The sequence below is a fragment of the Burkholderia sp. MBR-1 genome (assembly GCF_013822785.1).
Taxonomy (GTDB): domain Bacteria; phylum Pseudomonadota; class Gammaproteobacteria; order Burkholderiales; family Burkholderiaceae; genus Burkholderia; species Burkholderia vietnamiensis.
Genome location: NZ_CP053610.1, coordinates 1,172,904 through 1,197,463, shown reverse-complemented (window position 1 = coordinate 1,197,463; position 24,560 = coordinate 1,172,904). Strand labels below are relative to the sequence as shown.

Here is a 24,560-nt window from a genome sequence, read left to right as displayed (position 1 = left end):
TGGTGCGCGCCGCTGCGCTGATGTTGCTGGCTGCGGCGTCCGCGCATGCGCACGCGGCCGGCATCATGAACCTCGGCGCGGCCACCGCGCGCGCCGCGGGCGGCGGCAGCGGCGCGGCCGGCGGCGTGCCGGGCATGCCGAACCTCGGCGTGTCGCCGCAGCAGGCGGCGCAGGCGAGCCAGCCGTCGATCCGCAACCTCGGCTACGCCGCGCATGCGATCGCGGCCCAGATCGCCGCGCAGCAGAACGCGGCCGCCGCCGCGGCGAAGCTGCCGTCGAGCGTGCCGAACGGGCTCGCGCCGGGCGGGCTGCAGGTGGCGGCCGGCGCGACGGCCGACACGAGCAACCCGGTGCTGTGGTTCAACGCGAACGCGCCGACGCAGAGCGTCGACGCGAACGGGCACGTGAACGTCGACGTCAAGCAGACCGGCCAGAATGCGGTGCTCACGTGGGAGACGATGAACGTCGGCCGTCAGACCACGCTGAATTTCGACCAGTCGGGCGGCACGCAGACCAACGGTGCGAACAACTGGGCGGTGCTGAACCGCGTCAACGATCCGAGCGGCCGGCCGAGCCAGATCCTCGGCAACATCGCCGCGCAGGGCGCCGTCTACGTGATCAACCGCAACGGCGTGCTGTTCGGTGCCGGCTCGCAGGTCAACGTGCATTCGCTGGTCGCGTCGTCGCTGAACCTGCTCGACATGAAGAAGCAGCTCGTGCCGACCGCGGACGGCATCGTCGCGAGCAACCTGCAGTTCCTGAGCGTGCAGCCCGGCAAGACGGGCGGCCTGGCCTATCCGCAATCGGGCAGTTCGAGCGGCGTGGCGGGCGCCATCGGCCGCCCGAACGAGGTGCTCGGGCTCGGCGGCCCGGTGCTGCTGAGCGGCGCGTATCAGGCGCCGGGCGACGTGACCATCGAGCAGGGCGCGTCGATCACGACGCACACCAATGGGACGGCGAGCGACGGCGGCTTCGTCCTGGTCGCGGCGCCGAACGTGACGAACGCCGGCAGCATTTCCGCGACGGCCGGACAGGTGGTGCTGGCGGCGGGCGTCGGCGTGAGCCTGCGCCCCAACACCGCCGGCGTGACGGCTAATCCGCAGGTGCTGTTGCCGGAGTTGAGCGGACAGATCGTCAAGACCGACCTGCAGACCGGCGGCACGATCGACGTCACGCCCGCCGGCACGCTGACCAATACCGGCATCGTCCAGGCCGCGCGCGGCAACGTGAACCTGCTCGGCAGCCGCGTCGCGCAGAACGGCGTGGTCGGCGTGACGACGAGCGTGAACACGCCGGGCACGATCACGATCTCGACCGCGGACGAATATGCGTCGAACGATCCGCTCGGCAATCCGTACCCCGGCTCGGGGCTGGTCTCCAGCGGGACCGGCGGCGCCGACAACGTCAATCGCGCGGGCCTGCTGAGCTTCGGGCCGCAATCGGTGACCACCGTGCTGGCGGACAGCGCCGGCCAGACGGCGACGTCGACGCCGGGCACGACCTTCACGCCGGGCGGCATCGCGATGACGGCCGGTTCGGTGTGGTTCCAGCGCGGCTCGCTGATCGAGGCGCCGGGCTCGAACGTGTCGGTGACGGCCTATGTGCCGTCCGTCGTGTCGAATTCGACGCCGGGGCAGAGCGCGGTGCCGGGCCGCATCTACGTGGACGACGGCGCGACGATCGACGTATCGGGGCTGGCCGACGTGCACGCGCCGATCTCGCAGACGCTGCTGACCATCGACCGGATCGGCCAGAACGAGCTGGCCGACTCGCCGTTGTTGCGCAACAGCTTCCTGTTCGGGCTGAAGGGCGTGGTCGTCGACAGCACGCTGACCGGCACGCGCAGCGACGGCGTGCAGTGGGTCGGCAGCCCGATCCTGAACCTGTCCGGCTACGTGAACCTGATTCCGCGCACCGTCGATCAACTGCTGACCAACGGCGGCACGATCACGCTGTCCGGCAACGAGGTGATGACCGCGACCGGTTCGTCGATGAACCTGAACGGCGGCTACGTGCATTACGACGGCGGGATGGTGAACACGACGCGGCTGGTGGACGCCAACGGCGCGATCGTGCCGATCGGGCAGGCGAGCCCGTACGAGCGCTATGTCGGCATTGCCGGGCAGTTCGTCGAAAGCCATCCGCGCTGGGGCGTGACGAAGTCGTGGTTCAACCCGCTGCAGACGGGCGCCGCGTACCAGGCCGACTACATCGTCGGCGGCAATGCGGGCACGCTCGACCTGTTCGCGTCGCAGGCGCTGGTGCTCGACGGCGACGTCAGCGCGCAGGCGTTCGGCGGCGCGAAGCAGACGCAGGGCAACAGCCTGCCGTCGGGCGGTACGTTCAACCTCGGCGCGGACCCGAAGCTGGCCGGCGGCGCGCTGGCCGGGATGGCGTGGAACGCCGCGGCCAGCACGTCGCTCACGATCAACGGCATCGCAGGCCTCGTGATCCTGCAGAACGAAGCGCCGCAGCTCGGCGCGTTGATGCCGGGCTTTTCGATCGACACGCGGCTCGACCCGAGCGCGTCGGCGGCGCTCGCCGCGAACGATCCGGACAATCTGCCGGCCACGCAGGTCGTGCCGGTGGCGACGCTGAATCGCGGCGGCTTCGCGAGCCTGAACGTGACCGGCGACAGGAACGCCGGCAAGGGCATCGAGGTCGCGCAGGGCACGCAGCTGAACCTGCAGCCCGGCGGCTCCGTTTCGCTCGACAGCTCGGCGATCGGCGCGGACGTGAACATCGCGGGGCGTGTCTCGGCGCCGTCCGGCAAGATTTCGGTCACGAGCGGCGGCAATGTCGTGGTCGGCCCGCACGGCGCGCTCGACGCGGCCGGCCAGTGGGTGAACAACGACGTGCAGGCCGCGCCGGGCACCACGCCCGGCAACAGCCAGTTCGTCGACGGCGGCAGCATCTCGCTGTCGGCGATGCAGGGCTCGACGCGCGTGAACGGCGCCGACGTGGATGCGACCGGCTCGATCGTGCTGCAGCCGGGCAGCGTGCTCGACGTGTCGAGCGGCGGCGAGATGCTCGCGAACGGGCAACTGCTGATGCGCGACGGCGTGCCGGTCGGGCGCGGCGGCAACGTCACGTTGCAGACCTATGCGGCATCCGGCGCGACCAGGCAGTTCGGTCACACGCTCGACGGCGGTGCGCCGCTGCCCGCCACGCAGCCGAGCGCCGGCACGATCGCGATGGGCGGCACGATACTGAGCGAAGGCTTTTCGGGCGGCGGCACGCTGACGCTCGAGGCGCTCGGCTTGCGGATCGGCGGCGACCGCTCGGCCGCCTCGCCGTGGGACGTGTACCTGCCCGACAGCTTTTTCGCGCAGCAGGGCTTCGGCAAGTACGTGCTGAACGCGTACTACGGCTCGACCATCGCGCCGGGCGCGACGCTCGCGCTGACGCAACGCAACCGCATGCCGGACGCGCTCGCGCTGCAGCGCACCGGTTCGGGCGCGAACCTCGCGTCGGCGGGACTGACGACGATCGGGCAACTCGACGCCTATCACCGGCAACCGACGAGCCTCGTGTTGACGGGCGGCAACTATCTGACTTGGCAGAGCACGCCCAATGGCCCGCCGCCGTCCTATGCGGACGTGACCGGCGCCGTGACGCTGGCGTCGGGCGCGTCGATCCATGCGGATGCCGGCGCGAGCATCGGCTTCGGTTCGCCGCTGCAGGTGACGGTGCTCGGCTCGGTGGTCGCGCCGGGTGGCTCGATCACGCTGAGCGCCGATACGGGCGGCGGCCCGTTTGCGCAGCCGGGGCAAGCCACCGTGTTCACGCCGAGCGCCGGCCGCTCGGTGTGGCTGGGCGCCGATGCGACGCTCGACGCGGCCGGTGTCGCGTTGGCCGATCCGCTGGCCGCGCCGGTCAGGATCGGCGCGACGACGGTCACGCCGCATACCGGCAAGGTGTTGCCCGGCGGCTCGGTGACGCTGTCGAGCGATGCCGGCTACGTGGTCGCGCAAGCCGGCTCGACGATCGACGTCTCGGGCGCGTCGACGAACTTCGACCGCCTGCAGGCGAACGGCGCCTATGCGTCGCAACCGGTGTGGAGCGACGCCGGCTCGATCACGCTGTCGGCCGCATACGGGCTGTTCGCGGACGGCAAGCTGGCGGGCCACGGCGGCGCGTCGCAAGCGCGCGGCGGCACGCTGACGATCCTGCCGCACCAGAACGGCGGTTCGCCCGGCGCGACCGCGCTCGTCGTGCGGCAGAGCGGCACGTTGCTGCCCGCCGGGTTCGCGCCGGGCGCGGCTGTCCCGACGCCGGCCGATAGCGCGGCCGGCCAGCCGAGCGGCGTGATCGAGTTCGCCGCGGATCGCCTCGACGGTTCGGGGATCGCGAATCTCGTGTTGGGCGACAGCACGCCGTCGCCGCTTTCGGCGCCGGTGCCGACGATCGCTTTCGCGGGCAACGTGAGCCTCGCGCTGCCCGAGTCGGTGACGCTCAATGGCGGGCGCATCGCCGCGATCGGCATGGACCAGCTGCAGACGCTGCTGGCGACGCCGCAGCAGCCGGGCGCCGCCGGTTCGGCGCTCGACGCCCTTTTGTCGCAGGCGCCGGCTCACCCGCTCGGCACGAAGGTGACGATCGACGCGCCGTACGTCGCGCTGGCGGGCCCGACGGCAACGTCGTCGACGCCGCAGTTCGCGCCGGTCGAGACGCTGTCCGACGCGACGCTGAACGTCAATGCGTCGTTCGTCGATCTGCGCAACCAGATCCAGCTCAACAACTTCGGTCACGCGAACCTGAGCAGCCGCGGCGACATCCGTCTGAGCTCGACGAGCGTGTCTCAGCAGGGCAATGCGCTGCTGCCGGGCGTGCTGTACACGCCGGGCAACGTCACGTTCAATGCGGCGAGCCTGTATCCGGCCACCGGCAGCACCTTCATCGTCGATGCGGTCGGTCCCGTCGATCCGGTCACGGGCCAGCGTGCGCCGACCACCGTCACGTTCGGCTCGACCGGCGCGTCCGGCACGCCACCGTCGGCGGGCGGCACGCTGCTCGTCGACGCCACCGACATCGTGCAGGGCGGCACCGTGCGCGCGCCGTCGGGCGCGCTCGTGTTCGGCGTCGGCGATCCTGCGAGCGGTGCGACGCAGAAACAGTTCGGCACGCTGCCGCTCGTCGCGACCGATTCGGTGACGTTCGCGAACGGCAGCGTCACGTCGGTCTCGAACGGCACGTCGATCATTCCGTACGGCACGACGATCGACGGCGTCGAATGGCAGTTCAATCCGCTCGCCGGCGCGTCGGCGGGGGACCTGAACGCGCCGCCCGCGAAGTACGTGGGCGTGAACGGCGCGCGCGTCGCGCTCGGCAAGGGCGCGACGATCGACCTGTCGGGCGGCGGCGATCTGCAGGCCGCCGAATGGGTGCCGGGCACGGGCGGCACGCGCGACGTGCTGGCGCAATACAACGTGAGCTATGCGAGCGGCAACGGGGCAACGGCGGTGCCGGTCAACGCCGGCGCCGGGAACGTCTACGCAATCGTGCCGGGCGTCCAGTCGCCGGTCGCCGCATACGATCCGATGTTCGCGCAGACGCTGCAGCCGGGCGTCGCGAGCAACGGGACGCCGACGACCACGACCGCGACGCTCGATGTCGGCCAGGCCGGCTTGCACGACGCGATCGGCAAGGCTGTGTACCTGTCCGGCGTGCCGGGCCTGCAACCCGGCTACTACACGCTGTTGCCGGGCAAGTACGCGACGCTGCCGGGCGCGTACCGCGTGACGGTGTCGGGCACCGGCGGCAACGTCGTTCCGGGCGCGACGCAGGTGCGGCCGGACGGCACCGTGACGACGGCCGGCTACTTCGCCGACGCGGTCACCGGCGGCCGCAGCGCGACGCCGACGCTGTTCGACGTGCAGTCGGGCGCAACCTGGCAGCAGTATTCGCAGTACACGCTGAAGGGCGCGAACGATTTCTTCGCCGCGCAGGCCGCGAAGCAGGGCAACGTGACGCCGCCGCTGCCGGTGGACGGCGGTCAGCTCGTGCTCGCCGCGACCAAGGCGCTGGCGCTCGGCGCGACGCTCAACGCGGCGCCCGGTGCACTCGGCGCGCCGGCGGAGGTCGACATCGCGTCGCGCGACATCCAGATCACCGGCAGCGGCAGCGCGGCATTGGCCGGCTATCTGCAGATCGGCAGCGATGCGCTCGATTCGCTGAATGCCGGCAGCCTGCTGATCGGCGGCACGCGTGCGGCGACCGCGAACGGCGTGACGATCACGCCGATCGCGAACAGCGTGGTCGTGTCGAACGACGCAGGTTCGTCGCTGAAGGGCCCCGAGATCCTGATCGCGACGAGAACCGACGCGAGCGGTACGGATCCGAATGCGGCGAACGGCTTGCGCGTCGACGCCGGGGCATCGATCGCGGCGGCGGGCGACTACCCGGCGGCCAAGGATCAACCGATCACGATCGCAGGCGACGGCGCGCTGCTGCGCGTATCGAACGGCGCGATGGCGCCGCTCACGCGCAGCGGCGCGACCGGCGCCGGGCTGTTGACGGTCGGCGCGGGCGCGACGCTGTCGGGCGGACAGGCGCTGCTGCTCGATTCGTCCGGCACGCTGAAGGCCGACCCGAGCGCGCTGCTGTCGGCCAAAGCGATCACGGTGGACGGCTCGGCGATCACGTTCACGAATGCGGGCGGCGCAGCCGCGGCGAGCCTGCCCGGTTTCGTGATCGATCCGTCGGGCCTCGCGCAGTTCGCGAACGCCGATCTCGTGTCGTTGCGCAGCTATGGCGCGATGGGCTTCATCGGCGACGTGAATGCGACGTTCGGCAAGCACGTCGACCTCAGCGCGGGCACCTTCACGAGCGACGGCGGCCGCGTGACGCTGAACGGGCAGCAGATCGCGTTCACCAACGAGACGGGCGCGCCGAACGGCGCCGTCACGCCGGGCCGCGGCACGCTGACGGTCAACGCGCAGGAGATCGATTTCGGCGCCGGCACGAAGTCGCTGAGCGGATTCGCGTCGGCGAACCTGAGCGCGAGCGCCGGCATCGTCGGGCAAGGCACGGGGACGTTCGATTTCGGTGCGCTGCCGGTGACGCTGAACGCGCCCGTGTATCTGGCCGATACGCGCTCCGCGTCGACCGTGAAGACGGCCGGCGCGCTGACGTTGAACGGCGCGGCGGGCGCCGCGTTGCCGCAGACGCCGGTCGGCGGGGCATGGCACTTCGTCGGCGCCACGCTCGCCGACAACGGCGCGACGATCGCGGCGCCGGCCGGCAACGTGAGCCTCGAGGCGACCACCGGCAATCTGACGATCGGCAGCGGTTCGACGGTCAGTTCGGCAGGCGTGTCGAAGCAGTTCTTCGACGTGACGCAGTACGCGCCGGCCGGTTCGATCACGCTGACCGCCGATGCGGGGACGGTCGATCTGCAGCCGGGCGCGACGCTCGATTTCTCGGGCGCGAAGGGCGGCGGCGCGGCGGGCAGCCTGACGCTGTCGGCGCCCAAGCAGGTCGTGAACCTGAACGGCACGATCAAGGGCGGCGCGGCGAGCGGCTATGCGGGCGGCTCGCTGTCGCTCGACACGGCCGGTGCGGCCGACCTCGACGCGCTGGCGAAGACGCTCGCGTCGAGCGGCGTGAACCAGTCGATCGACATTCACACGCGCTCGGGCAACCTGACGCTGTCGGCCGGCAATGCGCTGTCCGCTCACGCGGTGTCGCTGACGGCCGACGGCGGCGCGGGCAACGCGTCGGATACGGCGAACGGCAACGTCGACGTGCTGGGGACGATCGATGCGTCCGGCAAGGCGGGCGGGCAGATCAGCCTGTACGGCAAGAGCGGCGTCGATATCGAGGGCTCGCTGCTCGCGAAGGCAACCGATGCGAGCCAGCGCGGCGGCAAGGTCGCGATCGGCACGAGCGCGACGTTCGATCCGGCCGTCGCCGATCCGTACAACGCGAGCTACGGCTACGAGAACGTGTCGGCCGCGCAGTCCGGCGCGATCCGGCTCGGTTCGAATGCGTCGATCGACGTGTCCGGCGGTACGCCCGGCGGCACGCTGGACGGCACGGTCGATTTCCGCGCGCCGCTGCTGCGCGACGGCACGGTCAACGTCGTGCTCGACGGAAGCCGCGTGCGCGGGTCGCGCAAGACGACGGTCGAAGCGTATGCGGTGTGGAGCACCGCCGATGCGACGACCGGCTCGCAGCATTTCGACGGCCTCGTCGATCCGGCCGGCTGGTACGACGGCAGCGGCCATCTGCTGGCGGGCACGTTCACGGTGCCGGGCAGCACGCCGGCGACGTACAGCTATACGCCGGGCGGCGCGGGCGGCGGAACGCTCGTCAACGACGCGACCGGAGAGTCGACGGCGGTGACCGAGGATCAATTGCGCAACGGGATTTCCGGCAGCGGCTTCACCGGGCTGTCCGGCGCGTACTTCGCCGCCGCGGCCGCCAACGCCGATCATGTCGCGTTCTACGGGTATCGCGCCGACGCGTCCGGCGCAGCGCCGGGCACGCTGATGGCATTCGTCCAGCATGGACCGGATGGCGTCGCCGGCCAGTTCGCCGCTGCATCGCTGCAGAATTTCAGCGTCGCGCCGGGCATCGAGCTCGCCAATCCGGGCCATGCGGTGAACGGCGGCAATATCTCGGTGCTGTCGAACTGGAACCTCGGCGCGGGCGCACCGAACAACAGCGGCAGCATCACGCCGGATTTCCGCTATCGGTCGACGATCGCGCCGACGCTGACGTTCCGCGCGGCCAACGATTTCGATGCGTACGCAAGCATTTCGGACGGGTTTTATCAGAGCCAGGTGGCGTCGATCCTGGGCGGATCGGGGCCGGCTACGGCAACCGGCACTTATACGGACGCGAAGCAGCAATTCGACCAGTTGGTGTCGCTTGACGATCCGACGCAGGTGACCGTGACGTTTACGAACGGGGGAACGGCGGGCCTCACGTCGCTGGATCCGAATGCAATGCTGGTATCGCCGCTGACGGGGCAGACCGGTGGCTATTACTCGGCATATCTGTCATATACCGGCGCGTGGCAACAGGATATCGAAGCGTGGACGTCGCCGAATTCCTCATCGATTTACACCGGGCACATTCTGCCGGTCAGGCCGTCGGTTACGCCGGCGCCGGTACTGGCCGATCATTCGACCTACAGCGACTATCTGACGGCCTATTGGGGCTCTGACCTCACGAGCGGCCCCGCGCCCGGCACTTACATGAATGGGTACACCCCCAGGACGGTTACGAGTTTTGGCACACCTGCCGCACCGACTCCGCCGACCGGCCTGGCCGCGAACGCGACGTTGTCGGAGCAGCGTGCCTACCTTGCCGATTACGCGAACTATATGCTCGCATATTCACGCTATTTCAATCGTCGGCTCCCGAGCCTGTTCACACCGCCTGTACGCGCATACAACGTGTTCTATGCGCCCATTGCGCCTTCGTCGGTGCCGGATACCGGCGTCGTGAATATCGGCGCGCTACCCGGCAACGCGGTGGCGAACGTGCCGACCGCGAACAATCCGCTACCGGTCGCTTTCGCGACCTTGCTCGGCGGCGAAAGCTCGTCGTACCGGATCGTATCCGGCGCCGATGTGTCGAGCGCGAACCCGCTCGCGTTGCAGCCGGCTTCGACGTCCACGAACGCAGCGGCGGCTTCCGCCAACCTCGGCAACGTGGTGCTGAGCGGGCATACGGGCTACGTGGACAGCAACGGCTTGACGCTCGTCGAACCGGTAACGATCCGGACCGGCAAGGGATCGATCGACGTGGCGGCCGGCAACGACGTGTCGTTGTTCGACACGTCGCGGGTCGCCGATCCGTCGACGCTGATCATTCCGGGCGTGATCTATACGGCCGGCGCGCCGGCGGCAGGCGCGCCGCCGGTCGGTTTGACGACCGCGATCGCGCATGGCAACGTCGCCGGCCTGCAGGACGTTCTGGTGACTTCGGCAGTGAATCCCGATTCGGCCGGCGACATCACGATTCATGCGCGACGTGACATCAAGGGCATGCAGAAGGTGATCGACGCGAACGGAACCGTGACCGGAAATGCCGGTAACTCGATCGACCAGTATTGGTGGCAGTGGATGCAGATCACCGGCGCGAAAACGGCCGACGGCAACACACTCGTTGCTCCGCTGGCCCGGACCTCGATCGATTTCGGCGCCTTCGACCAGGGCGTGATGAGCGTCGGCGGCAATGTTTCGCTCAGTGCCGGCGGGAATATTTCGGATCTCGCGGTGTCGTTGCCGACCACCTGGTACAAGGACGCAACTGGCCAGCCCGTCACCGTCGGCGGCGGCAATCTGTCGGTACGCGCCGACGGCGACATTTTGAGCGGCACTTACTTCGTCGCGAAAGGCGCGGGCGTGATCTCGGCAGGCGGCAGCATCGGCTCGGACATCGCGGTGCCGGTGTCGATCCCCGGGCAAGCTCCAGTAGCGGTATCGACGATCCTGGCGACCCAGGACGGCGTGTTCGACGTGACCGGCCGACAGGGGGTCGAGCTCGGCGCGGTGCTCGATCCGTCGTATGCGAGCGCGTTCCCTCAGGCAGGCGATTCGCCGACCCACCAGATCAACCTGCAGTACTACGGGCAGTACGCCGACAGCCAGGGCTACTCGCCGACCTCGTCGGTGAACGTGTCGTCGACGACCGGCGATATCCGGCTCGGCGCAATCGGCAGCCTGTTGACCGGTGCGAACGGCGTGCTGCCGGCCAGCGTCAATCTGACCGCATTCAGCGGCGGTATCGACGTCGAATCGGGCGGTACGCTGTTTCCGTCGGCGCTCGGACAACTGAACCTGATCGCGGATCGGTCGGTGCGTCTGTCCAACGCCGCGGCGTTGTCGGTCGGCAGCGACACGGCGCCGGCGACGCAATTCGGCCTGTCGGACGCCGATCCGTCGACGATGCCGTCGCCGACCAACCCGCTGCCGGTCGCCGCGATCCCGGCGCTGACCGACGCGACGCTCGCCGCCCATGCGCGCACGGCGCTGCACGGGGACGACGCGACCCCGGCGCGGATCTACAGCGTGAACGGCAGCATCGTCAACGGCGTCGCCGACACGTCCGCCGACGGCGACGGCTTCTATCGCAACCTCCTCACGCTGTCGATCGACAAGCCGTCGCTCGTGCAGGCCGGACAGGACATCGTGAACCTCGCGTTCTGGGGGCAAAACCTGCGCGGCTCGGACGTGACGCGGATCGTTGCCGGCCGCGACATATACGACACGCCGACGCCTCAGAACGGCAGCGGCGTGGTGCCAGTCCTGTCGGTCGGCGGCCCTGGCTGGTTCGATGTCCAGGCCGGCCGCAACATCGGCCCGCTGACGAGCCAGGCCGAGCTCTACAACCAGCACGCCAACACAGGCGGAATCGCGCACGTGTTCACGGGCATCGACGCGGTCGGCAACGCGAACAACCCGAATCTGCCGCACCAGAGCGCGAACCTCGACGTGCTGTTCGGCGTGGGCCCCGGCATCGACGTTCCCGGTTTCGTGGCGGCCTACGTCGCGCCGGGCAGTTCGGTCGCCGGCGTGCCGAGCGCGACGCCGGCGTTGATCGCGTTCATGGAGCAGTACGACGCGGGGCTGCGCGTCGATACGGGGCTGCAGGCCGACCACGACGCGGCGCTCGCGAAGGTCGGCCGGCTGACGGCCGCCGAAGCGTGGAAGCAATTCCAGGCGTTGCCGTCGTATGTGCAGCAACGCTTCGCGCAGAAGGTGCTGTTCGGCGTGCTCGCGCAGGTCGGGGCCGACTACAACGATCCGTCGAGTCCGTACCGCGGCCAGTATGCGCGAGGCTATCAGGCGATCAACACACTGTTCCCCGGTTCGCTGGGCTATACGGCGAACAGTCTGGGCGGCGGATCGAACGGCGCGAACCGGCAGGTCGCGACCGGCAATCTCGACATTCGCAGCACGACGATCCAGACCCAGCAGGGCGGCGACGTGACGATCCTCGGCCCCGGCGGGCAGGCGCTCGTCGGCAGCACGACGGCGCCGCCGCAGATCGTCGACGGCACCGGGAGCGTGGTCGCCGGCCCCGGCACGATGGGGATCCTGACGCTCGAGAAGGGCAACGTCGACATCTTCACGGACCAGAGCGTACTGCTCGCGCAGAGCCGGATCTTCACCGAGCAGGGCGGCGACATGACGATCTGGAGTTCGAGCGGCGACATCAACGCGGGCAAGGGCGCGAAAACGGCGGCCGACACGCCGGCGCCGCAGTACGTGTGCGACGCGAACCATTACTGCACCGTCGACGCGCGCGGGCAGGTGACGGGCGCCGGCATCGCGACGCTGCAGAGCATACCGGGCGCGCCGAAAGGCACGGTGAATCTGATCGCGCCGCGCGGCACCGTCGATGCGGGCGACGCCGGCATTCGTGCGGGCAACCTGAACGTTGCCGCGTTGCACGTCGTGAATGCGGACAACATCCAGGTGACGGGCACCGTGAACGGCATCCCGCTCGTGCAGGCGGTGAACACCGGGGCGTTGACCGCCGCGAGTTCGGCCGCCTCGGCCGCGAGCCAGGCCGCGCAGGACATTGCGAAGAACAACGCGTCGGGCGTCGCGCCGCGTCGCTGGACGATCAGCGTGCAGGTCGAGGGCTTCGGCGACAACGGTCCGGATGGCGGATCGAAGCGGCGCAGGCCGGAGCAGGTCGGCTACGATTCGTCGAATTCGGTTTCGCTGCTCGGCTTCGGCGCGCCGGGGGCGACGCAGAAGACGCTGCTGAGCAAGGACGAGCTGGCGAAGCTGAACCGGTTCTGAAGCGCGCGTCGCAGCGGGACGCGCGCTGACGGGGCGGCGACGGGTGACGTCGGTCGCCGGCCGCGGAAAGTCGACATCGAGATCGACCATGTGACGCGCGTAGTGCTTGGCGGGATTTCATCGACGCTGGGGCAGTCGCAGACGCCGTGTGCTTCGGCCCCAGAGTGATCGGTTATCGGCTCACTGTGCCGCATCGGGCAGCGCCGTATCGCGCAGGCGCTCGGCTCTCTCCTTTCGGTTGGAACCCGATGCATCGCTTCACCACGGCTCGCGTGAATCGCTGCGCTGTCCGCAATGAAAAACCCCAAAGGTCGGCTTCCGACCTTTGGGGCTCCGTCCGTCACTCGACGCGCTTCATCCGCGCGCCGATTCGGAAGCGATCCGGCTTACCGGCCCGCGTAGCCACCCGAACCGCAGATGGTCGAGTCGTTGATGTCGAGGAAGTTGCCGCTCGAGTTGCTCAGGAAGTTCGCGGAAATCGCGGTCTGGAAGCTCGACGGAACGGTGTCGAAGCCGTTGCCGTGCACGACCGACGCGTAGCTCGCGTTCGTGTAGTGGTTGTTGAGGAAGTCGTGGATCGCCGTAGCCGCGGCGCCGTTCGCATAGCACTGGCTCAGGATGATCTGGCTCGTGCCGGAGACCGGATAACCGGATGCAGGGTTCGCCAATGCGGTATACGCCGAGCCCGACACCGGCACCCAGTTGGTCGGATCGCTGGCGGCAATGCCCGAAGGCGGAGCGATCGTGCCGAGCGCCGTCTTGGCGTTCGTATACGTCGGGGCGTAGTACGCCTTGGCCGCCGTGTTGTACAGGCTCGCGATCGGCAGTTGCAGCGCGCCCGACGACGTGACGACCGAGCTTTGCGACGCGAGGAACGTGTTCGTGTAGTCCGGGCTCAGATACGCGACGGCGGCCGTACCGGCAGCCGACAACGACGCGAGCGAAGCGCGCACGCCGCCGCTGCCCGACGCCGCGACGAAGTTCGCCGGCACGCCGGACGGGAATGCGACCGTGTTCGCGAACGTCAGCGAATCGACGAACGACACGCCGGTCTTGGTATTGGCCGTCGTGCAAACCGCGTGCAGATGGCGGGTCAGCAGTTCGGTCGTGCCGCTGCCGTCCGCACGGTAGACGACCGAGATCGCCTTGTTCAGCGGATAGGCCGAGCCGGTTTCCGGGTTGGTGACCTGGTTCCAGTTCGTCAGCTTGCCCGAGAAGATGCCGCACAGGTCGTCGTCGTTCAGCGCGACGCTGTGCGCCTGACCCGGCGTCGTTTGCGGCGTCGTCGTGCTCGTCACGGCCGGGCCGTTGACGACCGGCACCGTGATGGCCGTCACGATGTACGGGATCTGGATCAGCGGGCCGTTGCTGGTGCCGAGGCCCGTGTTGTTGTACGCGCTGACCTGAGCGGTCGTGAGCGCGGCATCGCTGTTGGCGAAATGCACCGTGCCGGTCACGCCCGAGCCGAAGAAGGTCGGCTGGTTGTTCAGGAACGCGTTCTGGCCGGCGCCCGAGCCGACCGAGTAGTACGTGAACGTGCCTTCGGACGTGCCGAACAGGCCGATTTCACCGGACGCCGGCGACACGGCGCCGATCGTCGGTGCGACGAGCGACGAGCCGCCGCCCTGAAGCACCGGGCCGGCGGCCATCGCCACCGATGCGCCCATGCCCGCGACGACGAGAGCCAGGACCTGACAGATCTTGCGCTTGCTGGATTTCATGAGAAATTTCCTTGGACGAAGATAAACGGGAACCCCTGCTACTGCGGTTGGAATACTTGTGGACCGCCGGGTAAATGTAGGTGTAAATCGAAAATGTCCGTGTGAATTTTTCATAACGAATGATGCGTAACATTTTGAGCGAATACGGCATTGCGTTACTGGAATTGGCGATGCCGTTATTTCGCCTGCGTTCGCTGCGGACCGGCGTCCCGGATGTTGGGCATTCGCATCGACGCATCATCGCAATGCTCGCTCGGGCACCGCGCTTGCGCTGAGTCGGCGCGCTGCAAAGCGCTAACCCAATGCCAAGTCGGTTTCATGTCGAATGGTGCGTAACATTTCACGCGTCGTCGCTTGAACGACGTTTTCGTCGGCGTATTTAAATCGGCGAAACGTATTGAATCGAGTATTCGATCTGCATTATAAGAGCGAGTGATTTAAAGATTCGGAGATTAAGGTGCGTGTTCTGAAATCGTTTTTGTGTGAGGCGAGTTGAATCGTATCGGCCGATAATCGGCCGCGATCAAAAAGGTAGCCCAACATCGGTCACAAATTTGCGCCGGTTCGCGCCTTAGTCTTGCGCGGGCGACGCGATCCGCCTTGCCGTCTCAAGTCATCGCGGGCGGTCGCGTACGTGACAGGAGAATCCCGGCATGTCGGCATTCCGCTACGAAGCGATCGATCCCACCGGCCGCACGCTGAAGGGCGTGCTCGAAGCCGACAGCGCGCGCGCCGGCCGCAGCCAGTTGCGCACGCAAGGCCTCACCCCGCTCGTCGTCGAACTGGCCGCGCAACGTCTGAACGGTGCGCGTCAGCGGCGTCTGTCGCTCGGCCGCAAGCTGTCGCAGCGCGAACAGGCGATCATCACGCGCCAGCTCGCGAGCCTGCTCGTCGCGGGGCTGCCGCTCGACGAATCGCTGTCGGTGCTGAGCGAGCAGGCGGAGCGCGAATACGTGCGCGAACTGATGGCGTCGATCCGTGCGGAAGTGGTCGGCGGGCATTCGTTCGCGAATGCGTTGACGCAGCATCCGCGCGACTTCCCCGACATCTACCGCGCGCTGGTCGCGGCCGGCGAACACACCGGCAAGCTCGGCGTCGTGCTGGCGCGGCTCGCCGACTACATCGAGCAGAGCAACGCGCTGAAACAAAAGATCCTGCTGGCCTTCACGTATCCGGGCATCGTCACGCTGATCGCGTTCGGCATCGTCACGTTCCTGCTGAGCTACGTGGTGCCGCAGGTGGCGAACGTGTTCACCAGCACGAAGCAGCAGCTGCCGACGCTGACGGTCGTGATGATGGCGCTGTCCGGTTTCGTGCGGCACTGGTGGTGGGCGTCGCTCGCGGCGACGGTCGCGATCGTCTATGCGATCCGCAAGGTGCTGTCGCGCGATGCGCCGCGCCTCAGGTTCGACACGTGGGTGCTGACCGCGCCGCTCGCCGGCAAGCTCGTGCGCGGCTACAACACGGTGCGCTTCGCGAGCACGCTCGGCATTCTGACGGCGGCCGGCGTGCCGATCCTGCGCGCGTTGCAGGCGGCCGGCGAGACGCTGTCGAACCGCGCGATGCGCGCGAACGTCGACGATGCGATCGTGCGCGTGCGCGAAGGCTCGGCGCTGTCGCGCGCGCTGGCCCATACGAAGACGTTTCCGCCGGTGCTCGTGCACCTGATCCGCTCCGGCGAAGCGACCGGCGACGTGACGACGATGCTCGATCGCGCATCCGAAGGCGAGTCGCGCGAGCTGGAGCGCCGCACGATGTTTCTGACCAGCCTGCTCGAACCGCTGCTGATCCTCGCGATGGGCGGCGTGGTGCTCGTGATCGTGCTGGCGGTGATGATGCCGATCATCGAGCTGAACAACATGGTGCAGTGATGGGCGTGTCAGCGCACGAACGCGTCGGCGTGCCCGGCCGCGGGCAGCGTGATCTCGCGGCGCAGCCCGTTGTGCTCGACGACGATCGAACGCGCGCGCACGTCGGCGAGCGTCGCGGTTGCGCCGATCGTCGCGCCGCGCGACACGACGCGGGCCGCGTCGCCGCCGACGCCGACGATCGCGGCCGCGCGGCGTGCGTCGAATGCGATCACGCCGAGCACCCGGACCGCATCGCGCCCGTCATCGGGTGGCGCGCCGAACAGCCGTGCGCCGGCCGTGACGTCGGGCGGTGCGGGCAGCATCGGCGCGGCAACCGGCGCTGCGGTCGTGCCGAGCACGCGCACCGCATACAGCGATACGGCGCCGAGCGCGGCCGCGGCGGCCAGCGTCGCGACGACGGCGACGGGATCCGCGCGGGACGCGACGGTGTGGAGCAGCGTGAGCGGTTTCATGGCGATCGGGCGGTTCGGGCGACGCTTTCCATTCTTTGACGCAACGGTGAATCCACGATGACGCGGCACGAAAACCCACGAACCACGGACGCGCGGCGGCCGCGCACAGGGACGCAACGCGGCTTCACGTTGCTCGAGATGCTGGTCGTGCTCGTGATCGTCGGGCTGCTGGTCGCGGTCGTCACGCTCACGCCGTCGCGCAATCGCCGTACCGATCTCGCCGAGGAAGCGCAGCGGCTCGCGAACCTGCTCGAATCGGCGGGCGACGACGCGCAGGTGCGCTCGATACCGATCGCATGGCAAGCGGTCGGCGGCGGCTACCGGTTCGTCCAGCGCACCGACGGCGGTGGCTGGGCGCCGATGACGGACGACCTGTATCGCGCGCGCCGCTGGGGCGCCGCGGTGACCGGCGTCACCGTACGCTACACCGGCGGCGGCGACGCACCGTCGCCGGTCGTGCTCGGCAACGAGGGCATCGACGTGCCCGTCACGATCACGCTGTGGTCCGGCGACGTGCGGATGGCGGTGATCGGCACCGGTATCGGCAACTTCGTCGTGCGCCGGCCGTGAGCGATGCGGCGCATGAGGCGGGCCGGTTTCGCGCGACCGCACGCTTCACCTGACTGTCACAGTGGCCGCTCACAATCTGACGTTCGCTCGCGACGGTACGGCTGTCGGCGGGATGCGTTCCGGCACGCGGCGTGCAACTCCACTTCCGACCAGGGATTCATGACTCGTTCACGGGCGCCGACCGGTGTCGTGGCGCTCGTCGCGTGGCTCGTGTTCGTCGTGCCGTGCCTGCGCGGCGCGCTCGCGCAGGAGGCGGGTGTCGCGGGCCGCCCGCCGGGCAGCGTCGCGCACTTCGCGCTGCGCGCGCAGCCGCTCGCGAAGGCGCTGCAGGATTTCGCGCGCTTGACCGAGCTGCTCGTGCTCGCGCCGGCGCCGCTGCTCGACGGCCGCACGAGCGCACCGGTGCAGGGGGATTTCGCGTCGCGCGACGCGCTCGAGCGGATGCTGACAGGAACGGGGTTGCGCGCGGAATTCGCGCGCCCGGACGAAGCGATCATCGTCGCGCAGCCGGCCGCCGACGCGGCGCCGTCCGCGGCCGACGCATCGGACGCCGCGCTGCCGATCGACGGGCTCGGCGAATCGGGCGAGCGGCGTGCGTTCGCGGGCATGCTGCAGGCGCATCTGATCGATGCGCTGTGCGCGCAGCCCGCGGCGGTGCCGGGCAGCTATCGACTCGTCGCGCAGGTGCGCATCGACAACAGGGGGACGGTGGTGGCAGTCAACATGGTGGCATCGAGCGGTTCGGCCGCCCGCGACGCGGCGGTGCTGCACGCGTTGCGCGCGCTGAAGCTGGACGATGCGCCGCCGGCCGACCTGCCGCAGCCGGTCACGATCCTGCTGCGGCCGGAGGGCAACGGCGTGCATTTTCGTTGTCCGCCGGCGGCGTCGCGAGGCTAGGGCGACATGTCCGATACGTCAGATACGTCCGACACCACGCGCGGCGGCCTCCGGAAGCTGCTGGCGGCGCGCTACGCGTACCTGGTCAGGCGTCTGGAGCGCGTGACCGGCTCGAAGGACGGCGCGACCGACGCGCTGCACGAGACCTGGCTGCGCCTCGAGAACGCCAACGTGTCGACGCAGGTGACGAACGCGGACGCCTACATCCTCGGGATGGCGAACAATGTCGCGATCGACCAGCATCGCCGCGAGCGCCGCCATCTGCACGACGACGACGTCGAAACGCTGCTCGAGACGCCCGACGAGCTGGCCGACCCGGAGCGCATCGTTGCGGCGCGCCGCAAGGTCGACACGCTGAAGGACGTGCTGCTCGGCCTGCCGCCGCGGCGCCGTGCGATCCTGCTGGCCGCGCGCGTGGACGGGCTGCTGAACCGCGAGATCGCCGAGCAGTTCGGCATCTCGTTGCGGCTCGTCGAAAGCGAACTGAGCGCGGCGATGAAATACTGCCTGCAACGCATGCAGGAAGACGGCGATTCGTACACGGGCTCGCGAGGCGGGCCGCGTAAATTTTGAGTACCCGGATGATGACGAAAGCCCAGGCAGAACCCGCCCACGACGCCCTCGACGAAGCGAGCGCGTGGCTGCTGCGTCTGCGCTCGGGCGAAGCGAGCCAGGCCGACGCCGACGCGTTCGAGCGCTGGTGCGCGCAGCGTCCGCAGGCGGCCGCGCTGCTGCGCGACACGTGGGGATCGTTGCGCACGGCGGCCGCCGAACTCGCGCAGGAAGAGCGCACGAGCGCCGCGTGGGCCAGCGTCGCGAAGCGCGAGCGCACGATGCGCAGGGGCCGCCGCGCGTTCATCGGCCTCGCGGTGGCCGCGGGCGCGTCGTGGCTCGCGGTGCGCCCGCCGCTGCAGCTGTGGCCGTCGCTCGGCGACCTGACCGCCGATTACCACACGGGCACCGGCGAGCAGCGCAGCGTCGCGCTGTCGTCGCGCGTGACGGTCGCGCTCAACACGCAGACGCGCATCGACATGCTGCCCGCGAGCGATGCCGCGCACGGTGTCGAAGTCGTCGCGGGCGAGGCTGAGATCGACGCGGCCACGCCGCCCGCCGGCCGCGCGACGCCGCTGCAGCCGGTGACCGTGGTCGCCGGCGACGGCCGCATGCAGGCTACCGTCGCGCGCTTCAACGTGCGGCGCACCGGTGCGCAGGTGTGCGTGACGTGCCTGTCCGGCACGGTCGCGCTCGCGCATCCGCGCGGCGCGCGCACGCTGAAGGCCGACGATCAGGTGGTCTACGACGATCGCGGCGTGCAGCTGGTGACGCGCGCCGATCCGGGTGCGATCAGCGCGTGGCGGCGCGGCATGCTGGTGTTCAACGACGTGCCGCTGTCGAGCGTCATCGACGAAATCAACCGCTATCGTCCCGGCCGGGTCGTGCTGCGGCGCACCGCGCTCGGCGCGAACCGGATGCAGGCGCAGTTTCCGATCGCGCGGCTCGACGACGTGATCGACATGGTCGGCCGCCTGTACGGCGCGCATATCACGCGCTTGCCCGGCAACATCGTGTTGCTGAGCTGACCGGCGCGTTCGTCGCCTTCTTTCTCCTTCTTCTCCTTCCTCTGCCGCAACGGCCGGCGCGCTCGCGCTGCCGCGCGCGCGTTGCGGGTTACCGTCGACCGATACGACCTGATCAATGAGGGCCGGCAAACGTCGGGCCGCCGTATGCGGCTGCCCGGTGGCGCGTGGTCGGATCCGGGGCGTGGATGGCGGGCGCCCCGGCCGTGCAGCGATGCGCGGCGCGGGGGATCGGTGTCGAGGCAGCTTCGGGCGGTGGCGTGATGATCGACGAATCGCAACGGGATGCGGATTCCGGCGCCGCGCACGCGCGCGCCGACGCGATCCGCGAAGGCGCGGTGCGCTGGCTGCTGTGGCTGCGCACCGGCGAGACCACGGAACACGAACTCGACGCGTTCCGGCGCTGGCGCGCGCAGAGCGACGAGCATGCGCGCACCGTGCGCGAGCTGATCTGGATGTGGGCCGTGCTCGCGGCGATCGGCGGCCCGGAGCGGGGCGGCTCGACGCGTACGCATTGAGCGCCCGGTCCACGCGGCATGCCGGGCCGCGGCGGAATCGTTTTCGTCTGCGCGGCAGCGCGTCGTGCGCGAAATTCTGCGGGTTAGGCGCGCCCGCTTCGACCTTGTATACGAGAGAGCGAGGGGGCCGTGAAGCGGGACCGGAGGCCGATGCGGGCCTGCGGATCGCCGCCGCGTGGGGCGTGGGGTGTGGCGCAGTGAGCGGCCGGCCGCGGGCAGTCGTACGTGCCACGCCGCGCGGCGTCTAGCCGATCGTCCACGTCGCGTGGCGGTTCACACAGAAACGGGAAGCGTTCGAACAACGGGCGGATTCTTGCAGAGCAACGATATGGTCGACCATCCATTGCAGCAGCTCGCCGCCGTGCCGGACCTGCGCCGGGCGCCAGTCAGGCATCGTCGCGACGTGCGCGTAAGTGAAGTGCGCGTCACCGCGTGCGTCGATGGCGAACCGCGCGCCGCGACGGCAGGCGGCGGTGCGCGTTCGGTCGCTCGCGAGGCGGCTGCTGCGGCCCGGCAACGGCGAGCGTGCCGGGGCGAACGATACGGAGCGGCCCGATGACGCGCGCGGTGGTCGAACGCTTCGTCGAACAGAGCCCGATGGCGATCATGACGCGGCTCATGCTGCAATGCGCGCTGCACGACGACTGGCCCGATACGCGCGACGATGCAGGCGGCGAGCCCGACGACGAGCCGATCCGCGAGGCGCTGTTCGCGCGCGCGGTCGATGCGATCGCGGCGATCGCTGCACGGGCGCGCACGCGATCCGATGCGGGCGGCAGCGCATCGACCGGCGGCGCCGCGGTCGCCGCGCTGCACGACGCGATGAGCCGGCTGCGCGCCGGCTGGGGGCGTGCGCTCGTGAAGGACAGCGCGGAGCTGCTGCAGCCGATCGCGGCGGTGCGCGCGGACGAGCGCGGATTCGAGGGGATGCGACTGCGCGTGCTCGAGGACGCGGACGACGGATGGATGGCCGCGCCGGATGCCGGCGATGGCGGCCGGCCGCGCGACGCTGCTGCGCGCGAACGCGCGCCCGACACCGGCGCGCGCGTGCTGCCCGTCTACGATCCCGATCTCGGATTGATCGTCGATCTGCTGCCGGTCGAACGCGGCCGGCAGAACGCGCGCGCGTTCGTCGCCGCGCTGCTCGAGACGGTGCGGCCCGGCGAGCTGTGGATCGTCGACGGAGGCTTCGATGCGGACGCGATCCTGTCGGGCTGGCCGCGCCGCGGCGGCGCGTTGATCTTGCGCGAACATGGGCGCGCAAGCGGATGCCGGCCGCTCGGTGCGTGGCGCGAGGCCGGCGCATGCGGCGACGGCCTCGTGTACGAGCAGCCGGTCGCGATGGCGGGCGACGACGATGCGGCCGGTGCGTTGCGCCGCATCGAATGGCGTCGCGCGCGGGCGGACGGCGAGCTTGCGGGGACGACCACGCTGTTGACGGACTTGTCGCCCGCCCGGTTCGATGCGGTGCAGATCGTGCAGCTGTCGCGCCGACGCTGGCGCGACGCGCTGCCGTTGCCGCTCGAGCCGGTACGGGAAGGTGCGCCGTTCGGCGACGCGCCGGCGCGCGCGTCGCTGCTCGCGTGCGGTATCGCGGCGCTCGCGTACAACGCGTTCAGCATGATGACCCAGGTGATCGGCGCGGCGCTCGACCTCGACGCGCGCAACGCCGAGCGTCTTCCTGCGCATATCGCCGACGGCGTCACCGCGGTCTACGCGGGGATGATGGTCGCGCTGCCGCCCGACTGGTGGCGCCGCTACGACCAGCTGCCCGCGACCACGCTCGGCCAGATCGTGCGGCTGCTCGCCGTGCATGTCGATCCGCGCAGCGAGCGGCGCAAACGGCGCGACCGGCTGTCCGCGAAATCGCAGGCGCTGCTGCGCGCGGCGACGCTCGAACGGCTGCTGCACGACGACGGCGACGATACGGCCGCGAACGTGTTCAGCCTGCGCACGATCGCGATGGGGACGCGCGACTTCAGCAGCAATCCGTCGAAGGCGCTGCGGCATGCGGGCGATGCGCTCGTGATGGTCACGAAATACAACCGGCCGATCGCGCTGCTCGTGTCGATCGACGACTGGAACCGCCTGCTCGGCGAAGTGCGGGAGACGAGCCTCACGCGCTTGACGTTCGAGTGTGCGATGGCCCCGCAAGCGGCGCGCACGGTCGGGTTGACCGAGTCGTCGCCCGTCTAGCGCGGCGGCGCCTGCGCAACCAGCGCGGCCCGCTTCAACTCGTGAGCCGCCGCACCCAGATCACCGATGTCCACGTGAAGTTGCCGCTGCCGTAGCGCGCGATCAGCGTGTCGACGCGTGCGTTGATCCGCGCTGAATGCACGCGGCAATGCACGATGAAGTAGCCGCTGGTGACGCCCACGGCCGCGCCGTCGGGCAGCGTCGCGTTGCCGCCCGGCGCGGGCAGCAGATATTCGGCGATGTCGCCGGTGCTGACGAAGTACGCGGTGGCGCGCCGGTCGACGAGCCGCTTTGCCTGGCTTGCCGACAGCGTCGGAATCGCCGCGACGAGCACCGGCTCGGCCGCCGTGTTCGCATTTACCATCGTCAGGTCGGGCAGCACCGTCACGAACGGTGCGAGCGCATCGATCGCACGTGCGTCGTAGCCGGGAATGCGGGCGAGATCGTCGACGCTCACGAGTTGCAGCGGCCAGCCGTCGGGGCCGTTCGTGTCGCGCAGCGAGCGCAGCATGTAGTCGGCCGTCGCTTGCGCGAGCGCGGCGTCGAGCCCGAGTGCGCCGAGCAGGCGCCGATACGCGAGCACGCCTTCCGCGTTGGCCTGCCACGGCTTGCCCGGCGCGACGCGCGACACGAGGTTCAGCAGGTTGAAGCGCGCCTGCGCGTCCTCGACGTTGCCGGCGATCGACGCGCGCGCAAGCTCTGCATTGACCGCGATCGCATCCGGCGGCAGCAGGTCGGACAGCCGCACGTCGGCGAACGGCGTCGACCACGGCTGGCCGACGAAGGTGACGTTCGACGTCGCGTTCTGCGCGCGCAGCAGCGCACGCGCCCATTCGACCGCGGCGCGCTCGACCCACATCGTTTGCGTCGCGAGCCGCTGGTTCTCGACGTCGCGCGTCGCCACCTGCTGGCGCCACAGCACGCTGGCCGCGAGTGTCGCCGCCAGCGCGACGACCAGCAGCACCGTCACGATCGCGATGCCGCGCGCGCGCGGCGCGCGTGTTGCACAGGATCTTCCGTATCGATGCATTCGCGTGCCCCCGTTATGTGGTCGCAGCCGCGTTCAGATCCTGATTCAGGCCTCGAACGCCAGCCATGCGTGAGCGATGCTCGCATGCGCAGATGACGTGACGCCGAACGTCGCCGCAAGCGCCGCGACCCAGCATGCGAGCGTCGCGGGGCGCAGGTCGCCGCCGTCGACGGCGAGCGGCCCGACCAGCGCCGCGATCGCATGCGAGCGCCACATCAGCAGCACGAACAGCGTGCAGCCGATCGCCGTCGCAACGAAGAACATGAACAGCGCGACCGTCGAGCGGCGCGTGAACGGCATGCGGTGATGGCGCTGATTCGCCGCGACGATCGCGATGCCGTTCGCGACGGGCACGATCGCGATGGCGAATGCCCAGAACAGCGGCTGGTCGCTCGACGCGTTGACCAGCAGCAGCGCGCCGATCGACCAGACCGGCGGTGCGAGCAGCGTCAATGCGCACCATGACAGCAGTTGCCACGCGAGCCACGGCGCCCGCCAGCGCAACGGACGCGACGGACGCGGCGGCACGGTGCTGCGGGCGACGGCCGCGCGCTGCGGGTTCGGCGGTGCGGCCACGCCGGCGATTCGACCGGCGAGCCAGCGCACGAGCATCGTGGCGAATGACATGAAACGGACCCTTCGTCGGCGTGTTGTTCTCATTTGATTAAGACGGATCGGGGCGCGCGATACCGCAGCCTTTCACGATGCGTGCGCGATCGCCGTCGCTCTGGTGGATATCTTCAGCTCAATGTCACAAAAACTTCCCGATAGCATCAGACGATGGTCGGGCTGCCCGCATGGCGCGTCGCGCATCGCGCGATGCCCGTCGGGCGGCGTACGTTTGCCGACGCTGCAAGCAAGTGCAACGCCGTAGAGCCGTGATGGCCACGCAAACGATACGCATACGAAACCGGGGGCCACGCACATTCCTGCACGGCATCCCGCGCGAGCGCGCGGGCTT

At 69.6% G+C, this 24,560-nt stretch carries 13 protein-coding genes; 8 read left to right on the top strand and 5 right to left on the bottom strand.

Going from position 1 to position 24,560, the window contains the following annotated elements; genetic code table 11:
- Positions 1 to 20: 20 nt before the first annotated feature.
- Positions 21 to 12,767, top strand: coding sequence for a filamentous haemagglutinin family protein (locus MBR110_RS20045; RefSeq protein WP_181709509.1), 12,747 nt, complete (start codon positions 21 to 23; stop codon positions 12,765 to 12,767).
- 386 nt (positions 12,768 to 13,153) lie between these two features.
- Here MBR110_RS20045 and MBR110_RS20040 read toward each other — a convergent pair whose 3' ends face one another.
- Positions 13,154 to 14,488 (bottom strand): substrate-binding domain-containing protein, encoded by a 1,335-nt coding sequence (locus tag MBR110_RS20040; protein WP_045577856.1) that lies wholly within the window; start codon positions 14,486 to 14,488, stop codon positions 13,154 to 13,156.
- A gap of 653 nt (positions 14,489 to 15,141) precedes the next feature.
- Between MBR110_RS20040 and gspF the strand changes: the two genes are divergently transcribed.
- Positions 15,142 to 16,359, top strand: a complete 1,218-nt coding sequence (gspF, locus tag MBR110_RS20035; protein ID WP_034195244.1) for a type II secretion system inner membrane protein GspF — start codon at positions 15,142 to 15,144, stop codon at positions 16,357 to 16,359.
- Positions 16,360 to 16,367: 8 nt separating this feature from the next.
- On the opposite strand, the gene MBR110_RS20030 is transcribed toward gspF, so the two are convergent.
- Complete coding sequence (locus MBR110_RS20030) at positions 16,368 to 16,811, bottom strand: general secretion pathway protein GspC (protein WP_059568682.1); 444 nt, start codon at positions 16,809 to 16,811, stop codon at positions 16,368 to 16,370.
- Between the two features lie 57 nt (positions 16,812 to 16,868).
- Here MBR110_RS20030 and MBR110_RS20025 point away from each other — a divergent pair, with 57 nt between their 5' ends.
- The 5 genes from MBR110_RS20025 (at position 16,869) to MBR110_RS20005 (ending at position 20,373) form a co-directional block, all read left to right on the top strand.
- Entirely contained in the window at positions 16,869 to 17,381 is a 513-nt protein-coding gene (locus MBR110_RS20025) for a prepilin-type N-terminal cleavage/methylation domain-containing protein (RefSeq protein ID WP_046425327.1), read from the top strand.
- 159 nt (positions 17,382 to 17,540) lie between these two features.
- Positions 17,541 to 18,278: a secretin and TonB N-terminal domain-containing protein gene (locus MBR110_RS20020; protein WP_181709280.1), complete on the top strand. Its 738-nt coding sequence runs from the start codon at positions 17,541 to 17,543 to the stop codon at positions 18,276 to 18,278.
- Between the two features lie 6 nt (positions 18,279 to 18,284).
- Positions 18,285 to 18,851: an RNA polymerase sigma factor gene (locus MBR110_RS20015; protein WP_011882516.1), complete on the top strand. Its 567-nt coding sequence runs from the start codon at positions 18,285 to 18,287 to the stop codon at positions 18,849 to 18,851.
- An 8-nt stretch (positions 18,852 to 18,859) separates the two neighbouring features.
- Positions 18,860 to 19,858, top strand: a complete 999-nt coding sequence (locus MBR110_RS20010; protein WP_059734328.1) for a FecR family protein — start codon at positions 18,860 to 18,862, stop codon at positions 19,856 to 19,858.
- Positions 19,859 to 20,118: 260 nt separating this feature from the next.
- Complete coding sequence (locus MBR110_RS20005) at positions 20,119 to 20,373, top strand: FecR/PupR family sigma factor regulator (RefSeq protein WP_059560454.1); 255 nt, start codon at positions 20,119 to 20,121, stop codon at positions 20,371 to 20,373.
- Between the two features lie 244 nt (positions 20,374 to 20,617).
- Here the strand turns inward: MBR110_RS20005 and MBR110_RS20000 are convergent, their stop codons facing one another.
- Positions 20,618 to 20,890: a hypothetical protein gene (locus MBR110_RS20000; protein WP_034195241.1), complete on the bottom strand. Its 273-nt coding sequence runs from the start codon at positions 20,888 to 20,890 to the stop codon at positions 20,618 to 20,620.
- 38 nt (positions 20,891 to 20,928) lie between these two features.
- Here MBR110_RS20000 and MBR110_RS19995 point away from each other — a divergent pair, with 38 nt between their 5' ends.
- A complete protein-coding gene (locus tag MBR110_RS19995) occupies positions 20,929 to 22,569 on the top strand; it encodes a type II toxin-antitoxin system Phd/YefM family antitoxin (protein ID WP_069240333.1) in 1,641 nt (546 codons plus the stop codon).
- Between the two features lie 34 nt (positions 22,570 to 22,603).
- On the opposite strand, the gene gspK is transcribed toward MBR110_RS19995, so the two are convergent.
- On the bottom strand, positions 22,604 to 23,599 hold the full coding sequence (gene gspK, locus MBR110_RS19990) for a type II secretion system minor pseudopilin GspK (RefSeq protein WP_069240332.1): 996 nt from the start codon (positions 23,597 to 23,599) through the stop codon (positions 22,604 to 22,606).
- Positions 23,600 to 23,644: 45 nt separating this feature from the next.
- Positions 23,645 to 24,226, bottom strand: coding sequence for a hypothetical protein (locus MBR110_RS19985; protein WP_046425334.1), 582 nt, complete (start codon positions 24,224 to 24,226; stop codon positions 23,645 to 23,647).
- Positions 24,227 to 24,560 lie beyond the last annotated feature (334 nt).